The sequence below is a fragment of the Pseudomonas sp. FR229a genome (genome assembly GCF_030209115.1).
In the GTDB taxonomy this organism is placed as follows: Bacteria; Pseudomonadota; Gammaproteobacteria; order Pseudomonadales; family Pseudomonadaceae; genus Aquipseudomonas; species Aquipseudomonas moraviensis_A.
Map to the genome: position 1 here is coordinate 166403 of NZ_JARVSP010000006.1, position 17573 is coordinate 183975.

Sequence of the window (17573 nt, forward strand, 5' to 3'; positions counted from 1 at the left end):
AGGCTGAAGGTTGGCGCCTGCGCTGTGATAAAGTCCGCGCCCTGAAAATCGTACAGCTGATCAACGTGCCGTTTGGCGGCGTTGATGTCACTTCGACAGGCGTTTCGTGACTGCCCACGACGCTTCGCACCCTATAAAAAACAGAGATGCCGTCATGACCGCTTCATCCCCTTCTCTTTTGCAACGCCTGAAAAACCTCAGTCTGGTCAGCCAGATTGTCATCGGCCTGATCGCCGGCATCGCCTTGGCTCTGTTCGCCCCGGAAGCGGCGAAGTCCACCGCGTTCATCGGCAAAGTGTTTGTCTCGGCGTTGAAAGCCGTGGCGCCGATTCTGGTGTTCGTACTGGTGATGGCGTCGATCGCCAACCACAAGCATGGCCAGGAAACCCACATCCGGCCGATCCTGTTCCTCTACCTGCTGGGCACGTTCGCCGCAGCGGTGGTGGCCGTGGTGGTCAGCATGAGCTTCCCGTCGAGCCTGGTACTGTCCACGGACAACGTTACGGTCACCGCGCCCGGCGGCATCACCGAGGTCCTGCAAAGCCTGTTGCTGAGTGTTGTCGACAACCCGGTCAGCGCGCTGATGAATGCCAACTTCATCGGCATTCTCGCCTGGGCGATCGGCATGGGCATCGCCATTCGCCACGCCGGCGATACCACCCGCGAAGTGCTCGATGATCTGTCCAACGGCGTGACCCTGATCGTGCGCGTAGTTATTCGCTTCGCGCCGCTGGGCATCTTTGGCCTGGTGGCGTCGACGCTGGCCACTTCCGGTTTCGGCGCGCTGCTCGGCTATGCGCACCTGCTGGCCGTGCTGCTGGGCTGCATGCTGTTCGTTGCGCTGGTGATGAACCCGCTGATCGTGTTCTGGAAGCTGCGCCGCAACCCGTACCCGCTGACCCTGATGTGCCTGCGCGAAAGCGGCATCACCGCATTTTTCACCCGCAGCTCGGCGGCGAACATTCCGGTCAATCTGGAGTTGAGCAAGCGCCTGGGCCTGCACGAAGACACCTACTCGGTATCGATCCCGCTCGGCGCCACCATCAACATGGCCGGCGCGGCAATCACCATCACCGTGCTGACCCTGGCGGCCGTGCACACCCTGGGCATCACCGTGGACATCCCGACCGCGATCCTGCTCAGCGTCGTCGCAGCGATCTGCGCCTGTGGCGCTTCGGGTGTGGCCGGTGGTTCGCTGCTGCTGATTCCGCTGGCGTGCAGCCTGTTCGGCATCCCGAGCGAGATCGCCATGCAGGTCGTGGCGGTAGGCTTCATTATTGGCGTGCTGCAGGATTCGGCGGAAACCGCGCTCAACTCGTCGACCGATGTGCTGTTTACCGCAGCGGCTTGCCTCGGTGAGGAAGAGAAGGCTAAGCGCACGGCGTAATTTCTCGCGCAACGAAAAGCCCGCCTTGGTGTGAACCTTGGCGGGCTTTTTTGTGGCTGGGAATCCCCCCTCACCCCAGCCCTCTCCCGGTGGGAGAGGGAGCCTACCGAGGGGTCTGGCGCTATACGTCGACCTGAACGATCCAGTCGATTATGGATTCACTGCAAATCTCTCAAGGCGGCGCAACTTTGCAATATCCCCCGGTCAGTCCCCTCTCCCTCCGGGAGAGGGTTAGGGTGAGGGGCTCTTGCAGGCTTAGAACGCGCCCATGTAGTCGCGCTTGCCCACTTCAACGCCGTTATGACGCAGCAGCGCATAAGTGGTGGTGACGTGGAAGAAGAACTGCGGCAAGCCGTAAGTCAGCAGATACGCCTGACCACTGAAGCGCTTCTCTTTCGGCGTGCCCGGACGGGTCACGATTTCGATGCCTTCCTTGCCGTCGATCTGCTCTGGCTTGATCTCGCCGATGAAGGCCAGAACCTTGGCAATCAGCGCTTGCAGGTCGGCGAAGGTGGTTTCGGTGTCGTCGTACTTCGGCAATTCGACCTCAGCCAGACGCGCCGACACGCCTTTGGCGAAATCCACAGCGATCTGCACCTGACGCACCAGCGGGAACATGTCCGGGTACAACCGCGCTTGCAGGAAGACGCTCTGGTCGATGTTTTTCGCGCTGGCGTGGGCTTCAGCCTTTTTCAGCACATCGCTCAGGGCGTTGAGCATTTGTTGAAAAACCGGGACGGATGCGGCGTACAGTGAAATGGTCATGGCAATCTCATGTGATGGCTGGGTAATACGTGGTGGCGATTATAGCCATGCTTGATGACCGCACGGCTTGCCTTTTGTTTGGCAAGGATTAGGCTAGGCGGCTTCGACTGCAGAGGGAACGCGCGATGAGCAACGAACAAGAATCCACCGCCGAACAGCCACGGCTCAATGCCACGGAAATCCGCATCCTCGGTGCGCTGATCGAAAAGCAGGCCACCAGCCCGGAAACCTATCCGCTGACCCTCAACGCGCTGGTGCTGGCCTGCAATCAGAAGACCAGCCGCGAACCGGTGATGAACCTCAATCAGGGTCAGGTTGGTCAGAGCCTGCGGGCGCTGGAAGGTCGCGGCTTCACCAGACTGGTCATGGGCAGCCGCGCCGACCGCTGGGAGCACAAGGTCGACAAGGCGCTGGAACTGGTGCCGGCACAGGTGATTCTGACGGGTTTGATGTTTCTGCGCGGTCCGCAGACCGTCAATGAACTGCTGACCCGCAGCGGGCGCATGCATGAGTTTGAAGATAGCGAACAGGTCGTGCATCAGCTTGAGCGATTGATCGCTCGTGGACTGGCGGTGTTGATTCCGCGTCAGTCCGGGCAGCGCGAGGATCGCTACACCCATGCGCTGGGCGATCCGGCGGATATCGAGGCGATATTAGCGGCGCGGCACAATCCCGGGGAGCGTTCGAGCGGTGGCGTTTCGCTGGAGCGCATCGAAGAACTGGAAGCGCGGATTGCAGCGCTGGAAGAACGCCTGGCCCGTCTCGAATAACCTTGGGATCCCCGTGTAGGAGTGAGCCCGCTCGCGATAGCGGTGTGTCAGTCACAGCGGATTTGACCGACACACCGCTATCGCGAGCAGGCTCACTCCTACAAGAGACATCAGCGCATGTCAGATTTTTTATTCCCCATCCCAATAATCCACCCCATCCGCCTGCCGCGCGACTGCGACAAATCCCGAGGCATTGCCCTCGGCATCCACCGCGAAGTTATCCATCACCGCGTACTTGTTCGAATCCGGATACTCGCAAATCTCAGGCTGCTGCTGAGTGCTCACCGCCAGATAACGCAGTTCGCCCGCGCCGGTATTGATGATCTGATGGGCGTTCTCCGGCCCGCCCGCTGGGCAGCCGATCACATCACCGGCGCGGATCGGAAAACGCTCGCCTCCCAACCGCACCTCGCCCTCCCCGGCCACCACGTAGAACATTTCTTCGTTGACACGATGGCTGTGGAACGGACTGCCGCGCATGCCCGGCGGCAGCGCATACAGGCGATAACCGAGTTTCTGCGCACCCAGTTGCTGACCGATGCGCGCGATGCGCTGCTGATAACGCCCGGCGGTTTCGCCTTCGGGGGCGAGGGCTTCGGGCAGGGGCTCGAGTTCGACCTCGTTGAGGTTGAGGATGGGCGGATGCATGGGTGGCCTCGGTTATGGTTTTTGTGGTGGGCGAGTGTTGTTTCTGAAGTGTAGGGGTCTCATGTGAATCCGTGGCGAGGCTATCGCGAGCAGGCTCACTCCTACAGATTGAACGCATTCCAACTGTAGGAGTGAGCCTGCTCGCGATGAGGCCAGACCAGCCCACTACAAAAATCACTCAGCTACGGGCAAATTCCACCGCCGCCGCAAACTGCGCCTCATTCGGCCGCACCCCGGTGTACAGCACGAACTGCTCCAGCGCCTGGATCGCAATCACTTCCAGCCCGGTGATCACCCGCTTGCCTTCGGCCCGCGCCCGCACGATCAGCGGCGTTTCCGAAGGGATCGCCACTACATCGAACACGGTCTCGGCCGCCTGGATCACCTCAGGCTCGAACGCCAGTAGCCCCGCCTCCGGTCCGCCATCCATGCCCACCGGCGTGACGTTGATCAGCATCTGCGGGCGCTCGTCACCCAACTCGGCCTGCCAGCGATAACCCAGCGAATCTGCCAAAGCACGTCCGGCCCGCTCGTTGCGGGCGACGATCAAACCGTTACTGTAGCCGCCATCGCGCAGGGCGCTGGCCACCGCTTTGGCCATGCCGCCGCTGCCGCGCAGGGCGAAGGTCGAATCTTTCGGCACCGCGTGGCTTTCCAGCAACTGCGCGACGGCGATGTAATCGGTGTTATAGGCCTTGAGGTGGCCGTCGGTGTTGACGATGGTATTGATCGACTGGATCGCCGCTGCCGAGGCATCCAGCTCATCGACCAGGGCAATGCAGGCTTCCTTGAACGGCATCGACACGCCGCAGCCGCGAATACCCAGTGCCCGGATGCCACCGACTGCGCCGGTCAGGTCCTGGCTGCTGAATGCCTTGTAGTAGAAATTCAGGCCCAACTGTTCATACAAATGGTTGTGAAAACGCAGACCGAAATTCCCCGGCCGCCCGGACAGGGACATGCACAATTGGGTGTCTTTGTTCGGGTTCATCTGCATGAAACTTCTCCTTCAAACGCACTTTCGGATGGACGGGATTGGCCAGCCCACCGGGTTCTGAATCATCATTGCGGCTTGTTCGAGGCGCCGCGCTGCCGAGTAAAAAAGCCGCTACAGACCTTACACAAAATTTACCCAGCGGCTGTGCTGAATTTCGCAAATTTGCTGTCTTAGCTGTATCCCCGCGACAACTGTGGGCCTGGTTCAGGCCCAGCCGCCGGGTCGAAGAACCGAGGACTTATCATGATTCGTAAACTTCCCATCATGGCTTTGTTGATTGGCGCACTCGCCGTCACCGGTCAGGCTGAAGCGGGTGGTGGCCATGGCTGGCAGGGCCCTGCAGTGTTTGGCGCGATCGTCGGCTCGGCCATCATCGGCTCGGCACTGATCAACCAGGATCGGCCGGTGTACGTGCAGCAACAGCCGGTTTATGTTCAGCCGCAACCGGTCTACGTGCAGCAACCGCCGCCACCGGTCTACTACCAACCGGCACCGGTGTATGTGCAGCAACCGGTTTACGTGCAGCCGGCCCCCGTTTACTACGGCCCGCCTCGCGGTTATTACGGTCGGCCGCATGGCTACTATGGCGGCCCGCATGGTTACTACGGCGGTCCACGCTGGTAAGCGCAACACAGAGCCCCGCTTTCGAGCGGGGCTTTTTTATGACCGCTGGTCGGCGAAGGTCCGAAAAAATCTCGCCGAGGTCGTTGTGAGGACAGTTCGAGCAGCTAAAGTCGGCATGATGGAATCGACCGCTGGCTGTTTTTTTCATCAAATGGTCACCGTTTTGTCATGACGGAACCGCAATCTGAATCCGTCCGTAAACAACTGATCGATAACAACAAGGACGACTGTATGCCCACACAAAATCCGCACCGCATCGTCGGTTTGTGCACCTCGAGCAAGGTCTACAGCGCGCTCACCGAGCTCAAGCATCTGGAAGGCCATCGGTGCGCCAAGCTGCTGTCCCTGCTCGCCGAAAACCTCGTGCACAAGGGCCTGCTCAATGAACGCGAAGTCATTCACATGCTCGATCAGGTGGTCGAATGACGCCAGACCTCACTGGCATCAATGACCACTATCGAAAGCGTTGATTGTCCGTCGCGCCGGCAAATCCCTAAGGTAGCCCCATCAGTTTGATGGAGGTTTTCCCATGGCTCAGGTTCAAATCATGTCGGTGATCGGCAGCGCAGTTCCCGCTTCGCTGCGCGCGTCGGGCTTGCTCGCCTGCTGGTATCTGGTGCGCGATGGCGAGCCAATCAGCGGCCCGCTCACTTCTTTGCCGGCGGCGCAGGCCTTGTCGCAACAGGTCACCAGCACCGCGTTGCATGCCTAAGGCAGTTGCACTTTGGGCTTGGTCTCGACGAACAGCGCCCAGCTCGACAGGAATAGCGCGGCGATCAGCGGGCCGATCACGAAGCCGTTGAGGCCGAACACCGCAAGCCCGCCAAGGGTGGAAACCAGAATCAGGTAGTCGGGCATTTTCGTGTCCTTGCCCACCAGAATCGGGCGCAGCACGTTGTCGACCAGGCCGATCACGAAGACGCCGAACAAGCCCAGCACCACGCCCTGCCAGATCATGCCGCTGAGCAGGAAGTACACCGCCACCGGCGCCCAGACAATCCCCGCGCCCACCGCAGGCAACAGCGATAGAAACGCCATCAGCACCGCCCAGAGCAACGCGCTGGGAATGTCGAGAAACCAGAAAATCAGCCCGCCCAGCGCACCCTGGGTCACGGCCACGACCACGTTGCCCTTGACTGTCGCACGCACCACGCGGTTGAACTTCAGTTGCAGGCGGCGCTTGTGGTTTTCCTCCAGCGGCACCGCCGTGCGCATCTTGCGCGCCAGCTCGGGGCCGTCACGCAGAAAGAAAAACAGCAGATACAGCATGATGAAAAAGCTCACCACGAATTCAAAGGTGCCCTGGCCGAAACTGAACGCCTGGGTCGCCAGCACCTGACTGCCCTGCATCGCCGTCTTGACGATCTTCTCCCGCAGGCTGTCGAGTTCGCCCATGCCAAAGCGATCGAGCAAATGCTGAAAGTACGGCGGCAGGCTGTGCTTGAACTGCGCCAGATACGCGGCGATGTCCAGCTCACCGCTTTCGATGTTCTTGTAGACCGTCGCCCCTTCCTGCACCAGCAAAATGCTGACGATGATCACTGGCAGAATCGCGATCACCAGACACAGGCTCAACGTGCACAGCGAGGTCACGTTGCGTGGCCAGCCGAATTTCAGCTGCACCTTGCGCTGCACTGGCGCAAACAGAATGCCGAGGATGACAGCCCAGAACACCGCGCCGTAAAACGGCAGCAGAATCCAGATAAAAGCTACCGTGACCAGCACCAGCAGCACCGTCAGGGATTTGAATTGCAGACTCTTTTCGTTCATATCCGGTCCATGTCAATCAGGCGTCACGCACGCCCGCCCCACTTAGTCAGCCGCCGCGCGCGCGAGTGCCATGTTTATTCATGGAGCATAGATCCAGATCAATAAACCCTCGCGACAGCTGCCCTACCCTGCGCGGCTTTTGCGACCGACACCCAAATGCCAACCCTCATTGCCCCCGAGCTGCTTGCCACCGCTGGCACCCTGAAAAACATGCGTTACGCCTTCGCCTACGGCGCCGATGCTTGGCCGAGATGAAGGTGAAGAATCGGTCTGTCATGGGCGATCATCTGGAACTGATGACGCGCAAGGGCAATTTTCATTTTGATCTGCATGAGTTGCGCAGCGTCAGCGGGGCAGCGATCGAGGGGGCGCCGGGGGATGGGCATACGGTGTATGTGCCGGTACCGGATGGAGCGGATTTGCGCTTTGGGTTGTTGATGCGGGATTTGATCCCGGTTTAATTGCGAGGCGCGCCTCGGCAGTAGCTGCCGAAGGCTGCGATCTTTTGATTGTGATCGCTCCCACTCTCCAGCGTGGGAGCGAGCCTGCTCGCGAAGCGGCCGACACATTCAACGAAAAATCCAGGCTTCAGCGCATATCATCCGACAACGGCGTCGGCTCATCCGCAGGCGGCACATCGTCGTCATCCGGCGGATCCTTCCAGTCATCCGGCCGGTCGCCATCGCTCAGTGGATCGCGCCCCGGATGCATGCCCGGCGGTGCGTCGTGATCGCTCAGGGTCGGCTCGTCGGTGCCGGATACGGGGCGGGTCTGGTCGGTGGGCGCCATGCCACCGGGAACAAGCGAGTCATCAGCCATGCTGCACCTCACAATACTGGCCCGGATTATCCGGGGCGTATAAGTTGGAAGCGCGGCCATCGACGGCGTGCGATAGATCAGACCAGCGGCATCAATCCTGGGCAATAAAGCGATCACGACTGTTGGTCAAGTGCAGCCACATGGCGGCACGGGCGGCATCGGCGTCCTGACGCTTGATCGCATTCAGAATCGCCTCGTGCTCCAGATTCGCCAAATGCCCGAGCTTGCTCAGATCCGCCGCGCCGCGTTCGGCGGCATTCAGACGATTGCGCGGGATCATCGCGCTGCCCAGGTGCTGCATGATCTCGCTGAAGCAGGCGTTGCCGGTGGCCTCGGCGATCAACAGATGAAAACGCCGATCGGCCTCCACGCAACTGTCGTTGTTGGCCAGCAGCCGCTGATAGTCATCCAGCGCCTGACGCATCTGCAGCAACTGCTGCTCACTGCGTCGCTGTGCCGCCAGCGCCGCGGCTTGCGTTTCAAGGCCCATGCGCAATTCGAGAATGCTGCGCACACCCAGCGCCGTGTCGACATTCAGGCGCAGGCCCTGCTCCGCCGCGCGCTCGATCACGAACGTGCCGATGCCGTGGCGCGTCTCGACCAGGCCCGAGGCCTGCAACTTGGAAATCGCCTCGCGCACCACCGTGCGGCTGACGCCGTGCTCCTGGACGATGGAATTCTCCGACGGCAGTTTGTCACCGGGCGACATCTGTCCGAGCAGGATGCTCTGGGTGAGTTTTTCCACCAGGTCATGAGCGAGGTTGTGCGTGCGTTTGCGCGCAGGCGCGTCGAGGTCTTCTTGCATGGTCGGTTCCGGTGATCGGGGCTTGCCGATCGTAGCACCGCGGGATGACGGTTGAGATGGATTCTAGCGCTGTATGCCACGACTACTTGTATGACAACATCAGAGACGTCGAAATTCGCTGTGTTAATCCTCCGGTGTTACCGATATGCCTGAAGCAAGCAAGCCACTACGCACATCTCGCTATAACCCCCGCAAATATTGGGATTAACCCGATTTTTTCATAAGAAACTCTATGTTCAGACGAATTTAATCACCCCTCCCCACTTGTAGGACAAAAAAACACAGTTGTATGATGTCTATCAACAACGCACCACCAGTCCTACCCGCATAAAAATAATCAGTGGGAGAAAAACAAGTGAAAACCTCCGTCTCGGGGATGCAGGAAAGCGTTGATCCAACGCTCGCCTCGGCCATCTCGAAAGTCAAACGCCACGTCCTGCCGCTCTTCGTGATCATGTTCATCGTCAATTACATTGACCGGGTGAACATCGGTTTCGTCCGCACCCACATGGAAACCGATCTGGGCATTGGCGCTGCCGCCTACGGCTTCGGCGCCGGGCTGTTCTTCATCGGCTACGCGCTGTTCGAAGTGCCGTCCAACATGCTCCTGCAAAAAGTCGGCGCGCGCATCTGGCTGACCCGCATCATGTTCACCTGGGGCATCGTCGCGGCCTGCATGGCCTTCATCCAGAACGAAACCCACTTCTATATCCTGCGTTTCCTGCTCGGTGTCGCCGAGGCCGGGTTCTTTCCCGGGGTGATTTATTACTTCACCCGTTGGCTGCCAGGCGTCGAGCGCGGCAAGGCGATCGCGATCTTCCTCAGCGGCTCGGCGGTGGCCTCGCTGATCTCCGGTCCGCTGTCCGGTCTGCTTCTGCAGATCAACGGGCTGGGCATGCACGGCTGGCAGTGGATGTACTTCATCGAGGGGATGTTCTCGGTGTGCCTGTGCGTTTTTGTCTGGTTCTGGCTGGATGCCAAACCCCACGATGCGAAATGGCTGAGCCGCGCCGAACAGGATGCGCTGGTCAGCGCCATCGACGACGAGCAAAAGGCCCGCGAAGCCGCGACGCCGATCCGGCCGTCGCTGGGCAAACTGCTCAAGGACCGGCAGATCATTCTGTTCTGCCTGATCTACTTCTTCATTCAGTTGACCATTTATGCGGCGACCTTCTGGCTGCCAAGCATCATCAAGAAGATGGGCGAACTCAGCGACGTGCAGGTCGGCCTGTTCAACTCGATTCCATGGTTGCTGTCGATCGTCGGCATGTACGCCTTTGCCTCGCTGTCGGCGAAGTGGAAACACCAGCAAGCGTGGGTGGCTACGGCGCTGTTGATCGCCGCAGCGGGGATGTTCATGTCCACCACTGGCGGGCCGATCTTTGCTTTCGTCGCGATCTGCTTTGCGGCGCTGGGCTTCAAATCCGCCTCGTCGCTGTTCTGGCCGATTCCCCAGGCCTACCTGGACGCACGCATCGCGGCGGCGGTGATCGCACTGATCAACTCGGTGGGCAACCTCGGCGGTTTCGTCGCGCCGACCACCTTCGGCCTGCTGGAACAACACACCGGCTCGATTCAGGGCGGCCTTTATGGTCTGGCCGCGACCTCGATCATCGCCGCAATCATCGTCTTCGCTGCGCGCACTACGCCGAAACCCGCCGCTGAAAAAGCGCTGGCCGACGCCGCGCCGAAACACGCCTGACTTCGTCTCGACAAGGAAAACAACAATGACTGTTCATGACACCGCCAAAGCTCCGATCATCACCGAGATGCAGGTCATTCCGGTGGCCGGTCACGACGGCATGCTGCTCAACCTGAGCGGCGCCCACGGGCCGTTTTTCACCCGCAACATCGTTATTCTCAAGGACAACGCCGGCCACACTGGCGTCGGCGAAGTGCCCGGTGGCGAGCGCATTCGCCAGACCTTGGAGGACGCGCGCAATCTGGTGGTCGGCAGCCCGATCGGCACCTACCAGAAAATCCTCAACCAGGTGCGCAAGACTTTCGCCGACCGCGATGCCGGCGGCCGTGGCCTGCAGACGTTCGACCTGCGCATCACCATTCACGCGGTCACCGGCCTGGAAGCCGCCCTCCTCGACCTGCTCGGCCAACATCTGGATGTGCCGGTGGCGGCGCTGCTCGGCGAAGGTCAGCAACGCGATGAAGTGAAGATGCTCGGTTATCTGTTCTACGTCGGCGATCAGCACGAAACCGATCTGGCCTATCGCAGCGAACCGGACGCCGACAACGACTGGTTCCGTGTGCGTCACGAAAAAGCCATGAGCGCCGAAGCGGTGGTGCGTCTGGCCGAGGCGGCGCACGCCAGGTACGGTTTCAAGGATTTCAAACTCAAGGGCGGTGTGCTCAGTGGCGATGCCGAGATCGAAGCGGTGACGGCACTGGCCGAGCGCTTCCCTGACGCGCGGATTACCCTCGACCCGAACGGCGCCTGGTCGCTGAAAGAAGCGATTCGTCTGTGCCGCGATCAGCATCACGTACTCGCCTACGCCGAAGACCCGTGCGGTGCGGAAAACGGTTATTCCGGTCGCGAAGTCATGGCCGAATTCCGCCGCGCCACCGGGCTGAAAACCGCGACCAACATGATCGCCACCGACTGGCGCGAAATGGGTCATGCAATTCAGTTGCAGTCGGTGGACATTCCGCTGGCCGACCCACACTTCTGGACCATGCAGGGTTCGGTTCGTGTGGCGCAGATGTGCCACGAGTGGGGCCTGACCTGGGGCTCGCATTCCAACAACCACTTCGATATTTCCCTGGCGATGTTCACCCACGTCGCCGCCGCTGCACCGGGCGACATCACCGCCATCGACACTCACTGGATCTGGCAGGACGGCCAACGCCTGACCAAGGCACCGCTGCAGATTGTCGATGGTCTCGTGCAGGTGCCGAAAAAACCGGGGCTGGGCGTGGAACTGGACATGGATCAAGTGGCCAAGGCCCACGAACTGTACAAAGGCATGGGCCTCGGCGCGCGCGATGACAGCGTCGCGATGCAGTTTCTGATTCCGGGGTGGAAATTCGATAACAAGCGGCCGTGTCTGGTGCGGTAAACCTGATCTCCCATCCACCACGGTCCCTGTAGGAGTGAGCCTGCTCGCGATAGCGGTGCGTCAGTCAAAATTGATATCAACTGACACACCGCTATCGCGAGCAGGCTCACTCCTACAAGGGATCTGCATTAACCAGAAATTTGCAGTAACCACTCCCTGAACGCTTTCATCGCCACCGTTTCCGCTCGCGACTGCAACCGCGTCAGCCAATAACTGCCGGTGGTGATCTCGATCGCAAACGGCTGGCAGATCGCATCCGCCGCCAGTTGCCGGGCGAACATGAGCGGAGGTGCCAACGCCACCCCGCCGCCCTGCAATGCCGCCTCCATCATGGCCAGCGACGAATCGAACACGATGCTTTGCGGTGGCGCGGCCTGGGTCGCCAGACCCGCCGCGTGAAACCATTCCGGCCATTCATCGGTGCGGTAGGAACGCAGCAAGGTCTGCTGCAACAGGTCCGCCGGCGAATGCAATTGACGGGCAATCTCCGGCACACACAGCACCGACAACGGCGCATCGAGCAAGCGTGTTGCCTCGATGCCATGCCACGCGCCGGCGCCGAAACGAATCGCGTAATCCAGCCCCTCCGCCGCAACATCCACCCGGTTGTTATGAGTCGAGAGGCGTAAGTCGATCAGCGGATATTTCGCCCGAAAGTCCGCCAGCCTCGGCAGCAGCCAGCCCACGGCAAACGTGCCCACCGCGCCGACCGTCAGCATGTCGCGATACTGGCCACCGGCCAAGCGCTCGAGCATCTGCGCAATATGATCGAATGAGGTAGTGAGCACCGGCAGCAAGGTCTCGCCTTCACTGGTCAGCATCAGTCCACGGGGCAGACGCTTGAACAGGGTCAGATTGAGTTGCGCTTCCAGGCTTTTGACTTGATGGCTTACGGCAGCTTGCGTCACGCAGAGCTCGACGGCAGCGCGGGTGAAACTCAAGTGGCGTGCCGAGGCTTCAAACGCGCGCAGAGCGTTGAGCGGCAGTTGTGGTCGAATCATGCGCTGTCCAGAATTTTTCTAATGGCTCGTGCGAGTTTTCATCGTTTGTCGAGGGCCGGCGAAGTGCCTAAATTAACCGCGCTGATCAGCCGCCCGATGAAAAAATCACCCGCAGTGTAGCGGGATACAACAAACGACACTCATGGAGAGTGATTCACTCATGTGTTCCTTCAAACCGAGCAAGGCCTTTTCCTACAGCGCTTTCGCCCTGTTCTTCGGCAGCGTTGCCTGCCATGCCGCCACGCCGAGCGATGCGCAATTGCAGGTACTGGTCGCCCAAGCCGTGACCCCGGTGATGCAACAAAACAACATCCCGGGGCTGACCGTGGCGATCACCCTGAACGGCCAAGCGCATTACTTTAACTACGGCATCGCCGACAAGGACGGAGGGCAAAAGGTCACTGAAAAGACTCTGTTCGAAGTCGGCTCGGTGAGTAAAACCTTCACCGCCACCCTCGCCGGTTACGCCCAGGCCACAGGCAAACTTGACCTGTCGAGCAAGGCCAGCCAACTCTGGCCGGAGCTCAAGGGCAGCGCCTTCGACAACATCAGCGTGCTGCAACTGGGCACCTACAGTGCTGGCGGTCTGCCGTTGCAATTTCCTGCTGAGGCGGATTCTTCCGACAAGATGCTCGGCTATTACCAACAGTGGAAACCGCAGTTTCCCGCCGGCAGCCATCGCCTGTATTCCAACCCGAGTCTCGGCCTGTTCGGCTACCTGACCGCGAAAAGCCTCGGCCAGCCGTTCGACCAGGCAATGACGCAAACCCTGCTGCCGAAACTCGGCCTGCGACACACCTTCCTCAGCGTGCCGCCAGCGCAGTCGAAGCTTTACGCCCAAGGCTACGACAACGCCGACCAACCGGTGCGCGTCAGCCCCGGCGCCCTCGACGCTGAAGCCTACGGCATCAAAACCAGCGCCGCCGACCTGCTGCGCTACGTCCAGGCACAGCTGAAACCGGCCAACCTCGCGCCCGATCTGCACACAGCCATCGCCAACACACACCTCGGTTATTACCGCGTCGGCGACATGACCCAAGGCCTCGGCTGGGAGCGCTACGCCTACCCGATCAGCCTGGAAAAACTGCAAAACGGCAACTCGACGCCCATGGCCATGGAGCCGCACACAGTCGAGTGGCTGAACCCGCCGCAAGCTGAACCGGCCAACGTGCTGTTCAACAAGACCGGTTCGACGCGGGGCTTTGGCGCGTACGTGGCGTTCGTGCCGTCGCGGGATATGGGTATCGTGATTCTGGCCAACAAGAATTACCCGAATGCCGAACGGGTGAAGATTGCGCATACGGTTTTCGCGGCGCTGGCGGATTAAGAGCAAAAGATCGTCCGATCGCGGCCCGAGCCTTCGGCAGCTCCTACGGGATCGGGTTTTCACCCGGTGAATGTTGGAGCTGTCGCAGGCTGCGATCTTTTGCGGTGGATCAGTCACCTCTCAGCGCTCGAAAAACCGCTATCGCGAGCAGGCTCGCTCCCACACTTGGTTTGCGCACCTCACAAAAATTTGTGGGAGCTGGTTTGCCAGCTCCCACAGGGATTCTGCTTCAGTCAGTCAACGCGCATTCAATCATCCGGCATCTGCGGCGGCTTGCTCGGTTTCGCCGATTTGCTCGGCTTGGCGCCCTTCGCGCCTTTGGCCGGTTCCGGCTCGGTGGCGGCGGGTGTTTGCGCAGCGGCGGCGGCAGCGGCGGCTTCTTTTTCGGCCATGGGCATGGCGTCGATGGTTTCGAAGATTTTCGCCAGGCTCAACGCCTTGGCTTCGTCACCCGAGGCGGAGAGCTTGGTTTCGCCGTCCTTGCCCACCAAGAACACTTTCGGATACGCCCCGGCACCCAGCTTCAGCGAGCGCAGCAGCGCCATGGTGTCCTGCTGGCCCATGTCCTTGCCGTCGAGCTGGCCGGACATGTTGAGGATGGTGTAGACCTTGATGTTGCGGTCGCTGACGCCCTTTTTGTTGGCGGGGTCTTCCAGTGACTTTTTCAGGCTCAGCCATACCGGGTCGACGGTGCTTTGCGCAATCACGATCAGCGGGCGGGCGCGGCCCACGTCCCCGGCCAGGGGTGAATCGCTGTCGGCGGCGAACAAGGGGCCGGCGATCGCCAGCAAGAATGTCAGGGTCAGGGGCCTGATGAGCATGCGCATCTCCTTTTGATATCCACGCACTACTGATTGCGCATCGTAGCGATTGTTCCGGCGGCGTCTGGCAAAAAGGCATTGCCCTGTCAGAAGCTTAGGTCAGGGCGCGCTTTGCGCAACATGGCAGACGTGATCACGCTGTCGATTTGCTTACCGGCCAACGGCGCACTACGGTGGCTGCTCTGCCAATGAAATGGAGTTCACCCGCATGCACATCGACTATCTGTGCAATCACCCCGAATTTATCGAAGAACTGGCCACACTCAACTTCAAGGAATGGGGTGATTTCGCGCCTGGCGACAGCCTGGAGGCCCGCATCGAGTTGATGCGCTCTGCGTGTGGCAAGGGCGAGATCCCCAGCGTGGTGGTGGCTTTGGAAGGCGCGGAGCTGCTCGGCGGTGCTTTGCTGATCGACAGCGATCTTGACCTGCGGCCGGAATTGACGCCGTGGCTGGCCGGGGTCTACGTCAAAGCCGGACACCGCGGCAAAGGCGTGGCTTCGCAACTGGTCAATCGAGTGGTTGCAGAAGCAGCGGCGCTGAGCGTACCTGAGCTATATCTCTACACCGACACTTCGCAGTCGCTGTATGCGCGACTGGGCTGGCAGGTAGTCGAGGAGCTGGTTTACGAAGAACTGCCGGTAACGGTGATGAAGTTCGTCATCCAACGCTGACCCCTGTGGCGAGGGAGCTTGCTCCCTCGCCACAGCTTTGTAGGGCGCTCAGCAGGATCAGAACGCCAACTTATACCCAATCAACACCAGCATCGTCGCCAGGCACGGGCGCAGGACTTCGTCGGAGATGCGGCCGGTCAGGTGGCTGCCGAGCCAGATGCCTGGCAGCGAGCCCACCAGCAAGAAACCCAGCACACCCCAATCCATATTGCCCATGCTCGCGTGGCCGAGGCCGGCGACGAGGGTCAGGGGTACGGCGTGGGCGATTTCGGTGCCGACCAGACGGCGGGTTGGCAGCAACGGGTAGAGGATGAAGAGCGCGACGGTGCCCAGTGCGCCGGCGCCGATCGAGGTCAGGGCAACCATCGTGCCGAGGATCAGCCCGGTGATCACGGTCATCACGTTGAGCCGCGAACCGCTAGGGTTGTAGTTGCCACCCGCGCGTTTGTGGGCGAATTCGAGCAAGCGTTTCTTGAAAAAGATTGCCAGCGCCGTGGCGAAGAGGACGAAGCCCAGCGCCTGTTTGATGATGGCGTTCATCGCTTCCGGCGCGGTGTGCAGAGTGCTGAGGAACCACAGCGTCATGGCCACGGCGGGCACACTGCCCAGGGTCAGCCAGCCGGTGATGGCCCAATCGATGTTGTTGTTTTTCCTGTGAACGAGGACGCCGCTGGATTTGGTGATCGCCGCATACAACAGGTCGGTGCCCACCGCGGTTGCCGGGTTGATGCCGAACCACAGGAGAATCGGCGTCATCAACGAACCGCCGCCGACACCGGTCATGCCGACGATAAACCCCACCACCAGCCCGGCAATCACCAGGCCGAAATTTGCCAATTCCATTCAAACGTCCAGAAAACGACAGGAAAAATCTGGCCCGCAGCATAGCGATTTTTCATATAACCACATATATCGATGCGGTCTATGGTTATGCCATATTGAATTTACCCGGGATTAAAATTGTAGGAGTGAGCCTGCTCGCGATAGCGGAGTGCCTGTCGACTCATCAAAATCTGAAAGACGGCTATCGCGAGCAGGCTCACTCCTACAGGGATCTCTGCACTAGCCGAAACCGTGGGGCTCACTGCACCGGCAGGAAATTCAGAAACAACAGACTCTGCGCGTAATTCAAACCAATCCTGCGATAGCGCTCATCGAGCATCTGCGTGAGCAGATCCAGGCGCGCGACGATTTTGCTGAATTCGGTGGCGAAGCTGAGGTTGCTGCCCTCCTCCGAAATTTCATTGGAGAACAGCAATGGCTGGCCTTCCTTGTTCTGCCGTTGCGAGAGGATCCACATGGCTTTTTCGATATTACGTGCAGCGTTGTGGACGAAGGTCGGGTTGATCGCGTCGGTCATGTAGAACTCGGTGCGATTGCCGTGGGCGGTGACCAGCATGCTGCCGATCGCATAGATGAACGCGCCGACGCGGTCGCCGAGGAATTCCGGGCTCATCGCATAGCTCAGCGCCGCCAAATCCTTGCGCCCGCCGAGCACGGGCAGCGGCTGCTGTTGCTCAACGGCGAGGCGCACCTGTTTCACGGCGGTGTTGATGTTGAGGAAGCCGGATTTGCGCAACTCTTCCGGGTTGCGCAGGTAGAGCTTGCCCATCAGCCGATAGAGGCTGTCGAGGTTGTCGCGCATCGCCAGGGTGGCCATACGGTCGACGCTGGTCTGCAGGAATTCCTGCGGCTGCCCTTCACGCATCTGGTTGAAGAACCCATTGCCGTTCTGGTGGCTGCAGCCGCTGAGCAACAGCGAGACCAGGCAGGCCAGCAGCAGGCACGGGCGGCGGTGAGCGGCGGTGATCAGGGCAAAAACACTCGGCATGAAATCTCGGACAGGCACATTCCTGTGCGGCGGGAGTCACCGCATCCTGGCCATGCATAGAGCCGCCGATTGCGAAAAAGTGCAGTGCCCGGGCAGTTAGCCGACCTTCGGCGCTTTGCGACCTATCAATTAGTCGGACTTTATATTTGCCAATAAGCGTAAATCCGCTATAAATCTCCTATCCCCACCCAAATAGCATGACTAGTCACATGTAGGAGCTGCCGAAGGCTGCGATCTTTTGATCTTGCTTCTAAAAAATCAAAA

Annotated in this window: 19 protein-coding genes and 2 pseudogenes; 11 read left to right on the forward strand and 10 right to left on the reverse strand. The window is 60.2% G+C overall.

The window, feature by feature from the left end; all coding sequences use genetic code 11:
• Nucleotides 1-154: 154 nt before the first annotated feature.
• Entirely contained in the window at nt 155-1387 is a 1233-nt protein-coding gene (gene sstT, locus QRN33_RS05235) for a serine/threonine transporter SstT (RefSeq protein ID WP_285407454.1), read from the forward strand.
• A gap of 255 nt (nt 1388-1642) precedes the next feature.
• On the opposite strand, the gene QRN33_RS05240 is transcribed toward sstT, so the two are convergent.
• Nucleotides 1643-2152: a DUF1993 domain-containing protein gene (locus QRN33_RS05240; RefSeq protein ID WP_281923911.1), complete on the reverse strand. Its 510-nt coding sequence runs from the start codon at nt 2150-2152 to the stop codon at nt 1643-1645.
• A 125-nt stretch (nt 2153-2277) separates the two neighbouring features.
• On the opposite strand from QRN33_RS05240, the gene QRN33_RS05245 reads away from it, so the two are divergent.
• A complete protein-coding gene (locus tag QRN33_RS05245) occupies nt 2278-2922 on the forward strand; it encodes a YceH family protein (protein ID WP_042609156.1) in 645 nt (214 codons plus the stop codon).
• A gap of 129 nt (nt 2923-3051) precedes the next feature.
• Here the strand turns inward: QRN33_RS05245 and QRN33_RS05250 are convergent, their stop codons facing one another.
• Both QRN33_RS05250 and QRN33_RS05255 read right to left on the reverse strand, forming a co-directional pair.
• Entirely contained in the window at nt 3052-3570 is a 519-nt protein-coding gene (locus QRN33_RS05250; protein ID WP_285407455.1) for a cupin domain-containing protein, read from the reverse strand.
• Nucleotides 3571-3748: 178 nt separating this feature from the next.
• Nucleotides 3749-4567: a shikimate 5-dehydrogenase gene (locus QRN33_RS05255; protein WP_285407456.1), complete on the reverse strand. Its 819-nt coding sequence runs from the start codon at nt 4565-4567 to the stop codon at nt 3749-3751.
• 243 nt (nt 4568-4810) lie between these two features.
• Between QRN33_RS05255 and QRN33_RS05260 the strand changes: the two genes are divergently transcribed.
• From QRN33_RS05260 to QRN33_RS05270, 3 genes are all read left to right on the forward strand, one after another.
• Nucleotides 4811-5191, forward strand: coding sequence for a hypothetical protein (locus tag QRN33_RS05260; RefSeq protein WP_024013471.1), 381 nt, complete (start codon nt 4811-4813; stop codon nt 5189-5191).
• Nucleotides 5192-5422: 231 nt separating this feature from the next.
• The gene (locus QRN33_RS05265; protein ID WP_285407457.1) at nt 5423-5617 is read left to right on the forward strand and encodes a hypothetical protein; all 195 of its coding nucleotides are present in this window, start codon (nt 5423-5425) and stop codon (nt 5615-5617) included.
• A gap of 103 nt (nt 5618-5720) precedes the next feature.
• On the forward strand, nt 5721-5903 hold the full coding sequence (locus tag QRN33_RS05270) for a hypothetical protein (RefSeq protein ID WP_042609153.1): 183 nt from the start codon (nt 5721-5723) through the stop codon (nt 5901-5903).
• Here QRN33_RS05270 and QRN33_RS05275 read toward each other — a convergent pair.
• Nucleotides 5900-6961, reverse strand: a complete 1062-nt coding sequence (locus QRN33_RS05275) for an AI-2E family transporter (RefSeq protein ID WP_039763392.1) — start codon at nt 6959-6961, stop codon at nt 5900-5902. The two genes, QRN33_RS05270 and QRN33_RS05275, sit on opposite strands and share 4 nt — an antisense overlap.
• A gap of 156 nt (nt 6962-7117) precedes the next feature.
• On the opposite strand from QRN33_RS05275, the pseudogene QRN33_RS05280 reads away from it, so the two are divergent.
• Together QRN33_RS05280 and QRN33_RS05285 are read left to right on the forward strand one after the other, a co-directional pair.
• A pseudogene (locus tag QRN33_RS05280) lies at nt 7118-7204 on the forward strand (hypothetical protein); the annotation flags it as partial.
• A pseudogene (locus QRN33_RS05285) lies at nt 7192-7422 on the forward strand (U32 family peptidase C-terminal domain-containing protein); the annotation flags it as partial. The pseudogenes QRN33_RS05280 and QRN33_RS05285, both read left to right, overlap by 13 nt.
• 127 nt (nt 7423-7549) lie before the next feature.
• On the opposite strand, the gene QRN33_RS05290 reads toward QRN33_RS05285, so the two are convergent.
• Together QRN33_RS05290 and QRN33_RS05295 are read right to left on the reverse strand one after the other, a co-directional pair.
• Nucleotides 7550-7780: a hypothetical protein gene (locus QRN33_RS05290; protein ID WP_116659028.1), complete on the reverse strand. Its 231-nt coding sequence runs from the start codon at nt 7778-7780 to the stop codon at nt 7550-7552.
• Between the two features lie 91 nt (nt 7781-7871).
• Nucleotides 7872-8585 carry a FadR/GntR family transcriptional regulator gene (locus QRN33_RS05295; protein WP_042609150.1) on the reverse strand — a complete coding sequence of 238 codons (714 nt, stop codon included), beginning with the start codon at nt 8583-8585 and terminating at the stop codon, nt 7872-7874.
• 355 nt (nt 8586-8940) lie between these two features.
• On the opposite strand from QRN33_RS05295, the gene QRN33_RS05300 reads away from it, so the two are divergent.
• Both QRN33_RS05300 and gudD read left to right on the forward strand, forming a co-directional pair.
• Nucleotides 8941-10287: an MFS transporter gene (locus tag QRN33_RS05300; protein ID WP_042609149.1), complete on the forward strand. Its 1347-nt coding sequence runs from the start codon at nt 8941-8943 to the stop codon at nt 10285-10287.
• A 25-nt stretch (nt 10288-10312) separates the two neighbouring features.
• Entirely contained in the window at nt 10313-11656 is a 1344-nt protein-coding gene (gudD, locus tag QRN33_RS05305; protein WP_042609148.1) for a glucarate dehydratase, read from the forward strand.
• A gap of 128 nt (nt 11657-11784) precedes the next feature.
• Here the strand turns inward: gudD and QRN33_RS05310 are convergent, their stop codons facing one another.
• Nucleotides 11785-12657 carry a LysR family transcriptional regulator gene (locus tag QRN33_RS05310; RefSeq protein WP_285407458.1) on the reverse strand — a complete coding sequence of 291 codons (873 nt, stop codon included), beginning with the start codon at nt 12655-12657 and terminating at the stop codon, nt 11785-11787.
• Nucleotides 12658-12817: 160 nt separating this feature from the next.
• Between QRN33_RS05310 and ampC the strand changes: the two genes are divergently transcribed.
• Nucleotides 12818-13984, forward strand: a complete 1167-nt coding sequence (gene ampC, locus QRN33_RS05315) for a class C beta-lactamase (RefSeq protein ID WP_285407459.1) — start codon at nt 12818-12820, stop codon at nt 13982-13984.
• Nucleotides 13985-14232: 248 nt separating this feature from the next.
• Here ampC and QRN33_RS05320 read toward each other — a convergent pair whose 3' ends face one another.
• Nucleotides 14233-14805, reverse strand: a complete 573-nt coding sequence (locus QRN33_RS05320) for a DUF4174 domain-containing protein (RefSeq protein WP_285407460.1) — start codon at nt 14803-14805, stop codon at nt 14233-14235.
• A 208-nt stretch (nt 14806-15013) separates the two neighbouring features.
• On the opposite strand from QRN33_RS05320, the gene QRN33_RS05325 reads away from it, so the two are divergent.
• Nucleotides 15014-15478, forward strand: a complete 465-nt coding sequence (locus QRN33_RS05325; RefSeq protein WP_042609142.1) for a GNAT family N-acetyltransferase — start codon at nt 15014-15016, stop codon at nt 15476-15478.
• Between the two features lie 57 nt (nt 15479-15535).
• Here QRN33_RS05325 and QRN33_RS05330 read toward each other — a convergent pair whose 3' ends face one another.
• Entirely contained in the window at nt 15536-16321 is a 786-nt protein-coding gene (locus QRN33_RS05330; RefSeq protein ID WP_123419196.1) for a sulfite exporter TauE/SafE family protein, read from the reverse strand.
• 238 nt (nt 16322-16559) lie between these two features.
• On the reverse strand, nt 16560-17309 hold the full coding sequence (locus tag QRN33_RS05335) for a hypothetical protein (RefSeq protein WP_042609140.1): 750 nt from the start codon (nt 17307-17309) through the stop codon (nt 16560-16562).
• Nucleotides 17310-17573 lie beyond the last annotated feature (264 nt).

Excerpts from the sequence above, each read along its gene's own strand:
- QRN33_RS05255 (WP_285407456.1), bottom strand. The coding sequence starts at position 4,567 with ATGCAGATGAACCCGAACAAAGACACCCAATTGTGCATGTCCCTGTCC.
- QRN33_RS05320 (WP_285407460.1), bottom strand. The coding sequence starts at position 14,805 with ATGCTCATCAGGCCCCTGACCCTGACATTCTTGCTGGCGATCGCCGGC.
- QRN33_RS05295 (WP_042609150.1), bottom strand. The coding sequence starts at position 8,585 with ATGCAAGAAGACCTCGACGCGCCTGCGCGCAAACGCACGCACAACCTC.
- ampC (WP_285407459.1), top strand. The coding sequence starts at position 12,818 with ATGTGTTCCTTCAAACCGAGCAAGGCCTTTTCCTACAGCGCTTTCGCC.
- QRN33_RS05270 (WP_042609153.1), top strand. The coding sequence starts at position 5,721 with ATGGCTCAGGTTCAAATCATGTCGGTGATCGGCAGCGCAGTTCCCGCT.
- QRN33_RS05260 (WP_024013471.1), top strand. The coding sequence starts at position 4,811 with ATGATTCGTAAACTTCCCATCATGGCTTTGTTGATTGGCGCACTCGCC.
- gudD (WP_042609148.1), top strand. The coding sequence starts at position 10,313 with ATGACTGTTCATGACACCGCCAAAGCTCCGATCATCACCGAGATGCAG.
- QRN33_RS05325 (WP_042609142.1), top strand. The coding sequence starts at position 15,014 with ATGCACATCGACTATCTGTGCAATCACCCCGAATTTATCGAAGAACTG.
- QRN33_RS05245 (WP_042609156.1), top strand. The coding sequence starts at position 2,278 with ATGAGCAACGAACAAGAATCCACCGCCGAACAGCCACGGCTCAATGCC.
- QRN33_RS05330 (WP_123419196.1), bottom strand. The coding sequence starts at position 16,321 with ATGGAATTGGCAAATTTCGGCCTGGTGATTGCCGGGCTGGTGGTGGGG.
- QRN33_RS05265 (WP_285407457.1), top strand. The coding sequence starts at position 5,423 with ATGCCCACACAAAATCCGCACCGCATCGTCGGTTTGTGCACCTCGAGC.
- QRN33_RS05335 (WP_042609140.1), bottom strand. The coding sequence starts at position 17,309 with ATGCCGAGTGTTTTTGCCCTGATCACCGCCGCTCACCGCCGCCCGTGC.
- QRN33_RS05240 (WP_281923911.1), bottom strand. The coding sequence starts at position 2,152 with ATGACCATTTCACTGTACGCCGCATCCGTCCCGGTTTTTCAACAAATG.
- QRN33_RS05250 (WP_285407455.1), bottom strand. The coding sequence starts at position 3,570 with ATGCATCCGCCCATCCTCAACCTCAACGAGGTCGAACTCGAGCCCCTG.
- sstT (WP_285407454.1), top strand. The coding sequence starts at position 155 with ATGACCGCTTCATCCCCTTCTCTTTTGCAACGCCTGAAAAACCTCAGT.
- QRN33_RS05310 (WP_285407458.1), bottom strand. The coding sequence starts at position 12,657 with ATGATTCGACCACAACTGCCGCTCAACGCTCTGCGCGCGTTTGAAGCC.
- QRN33_RS05275 (WP_039763392.1), bottom strand. The coding sequence starts at position 6,961 with ATGAACGAAAAGAGTCTGCAATTCAAATCCCTGACGGTGCTGCTGGTG.
- QRN33_RS05290 (WP_116659028.1), bottom strand. The coding sequence starts at position 7,780 with ATGGCTGATGACTCGCTTGTTCCCGGTGGCATGGCGCCCACCGACCAG.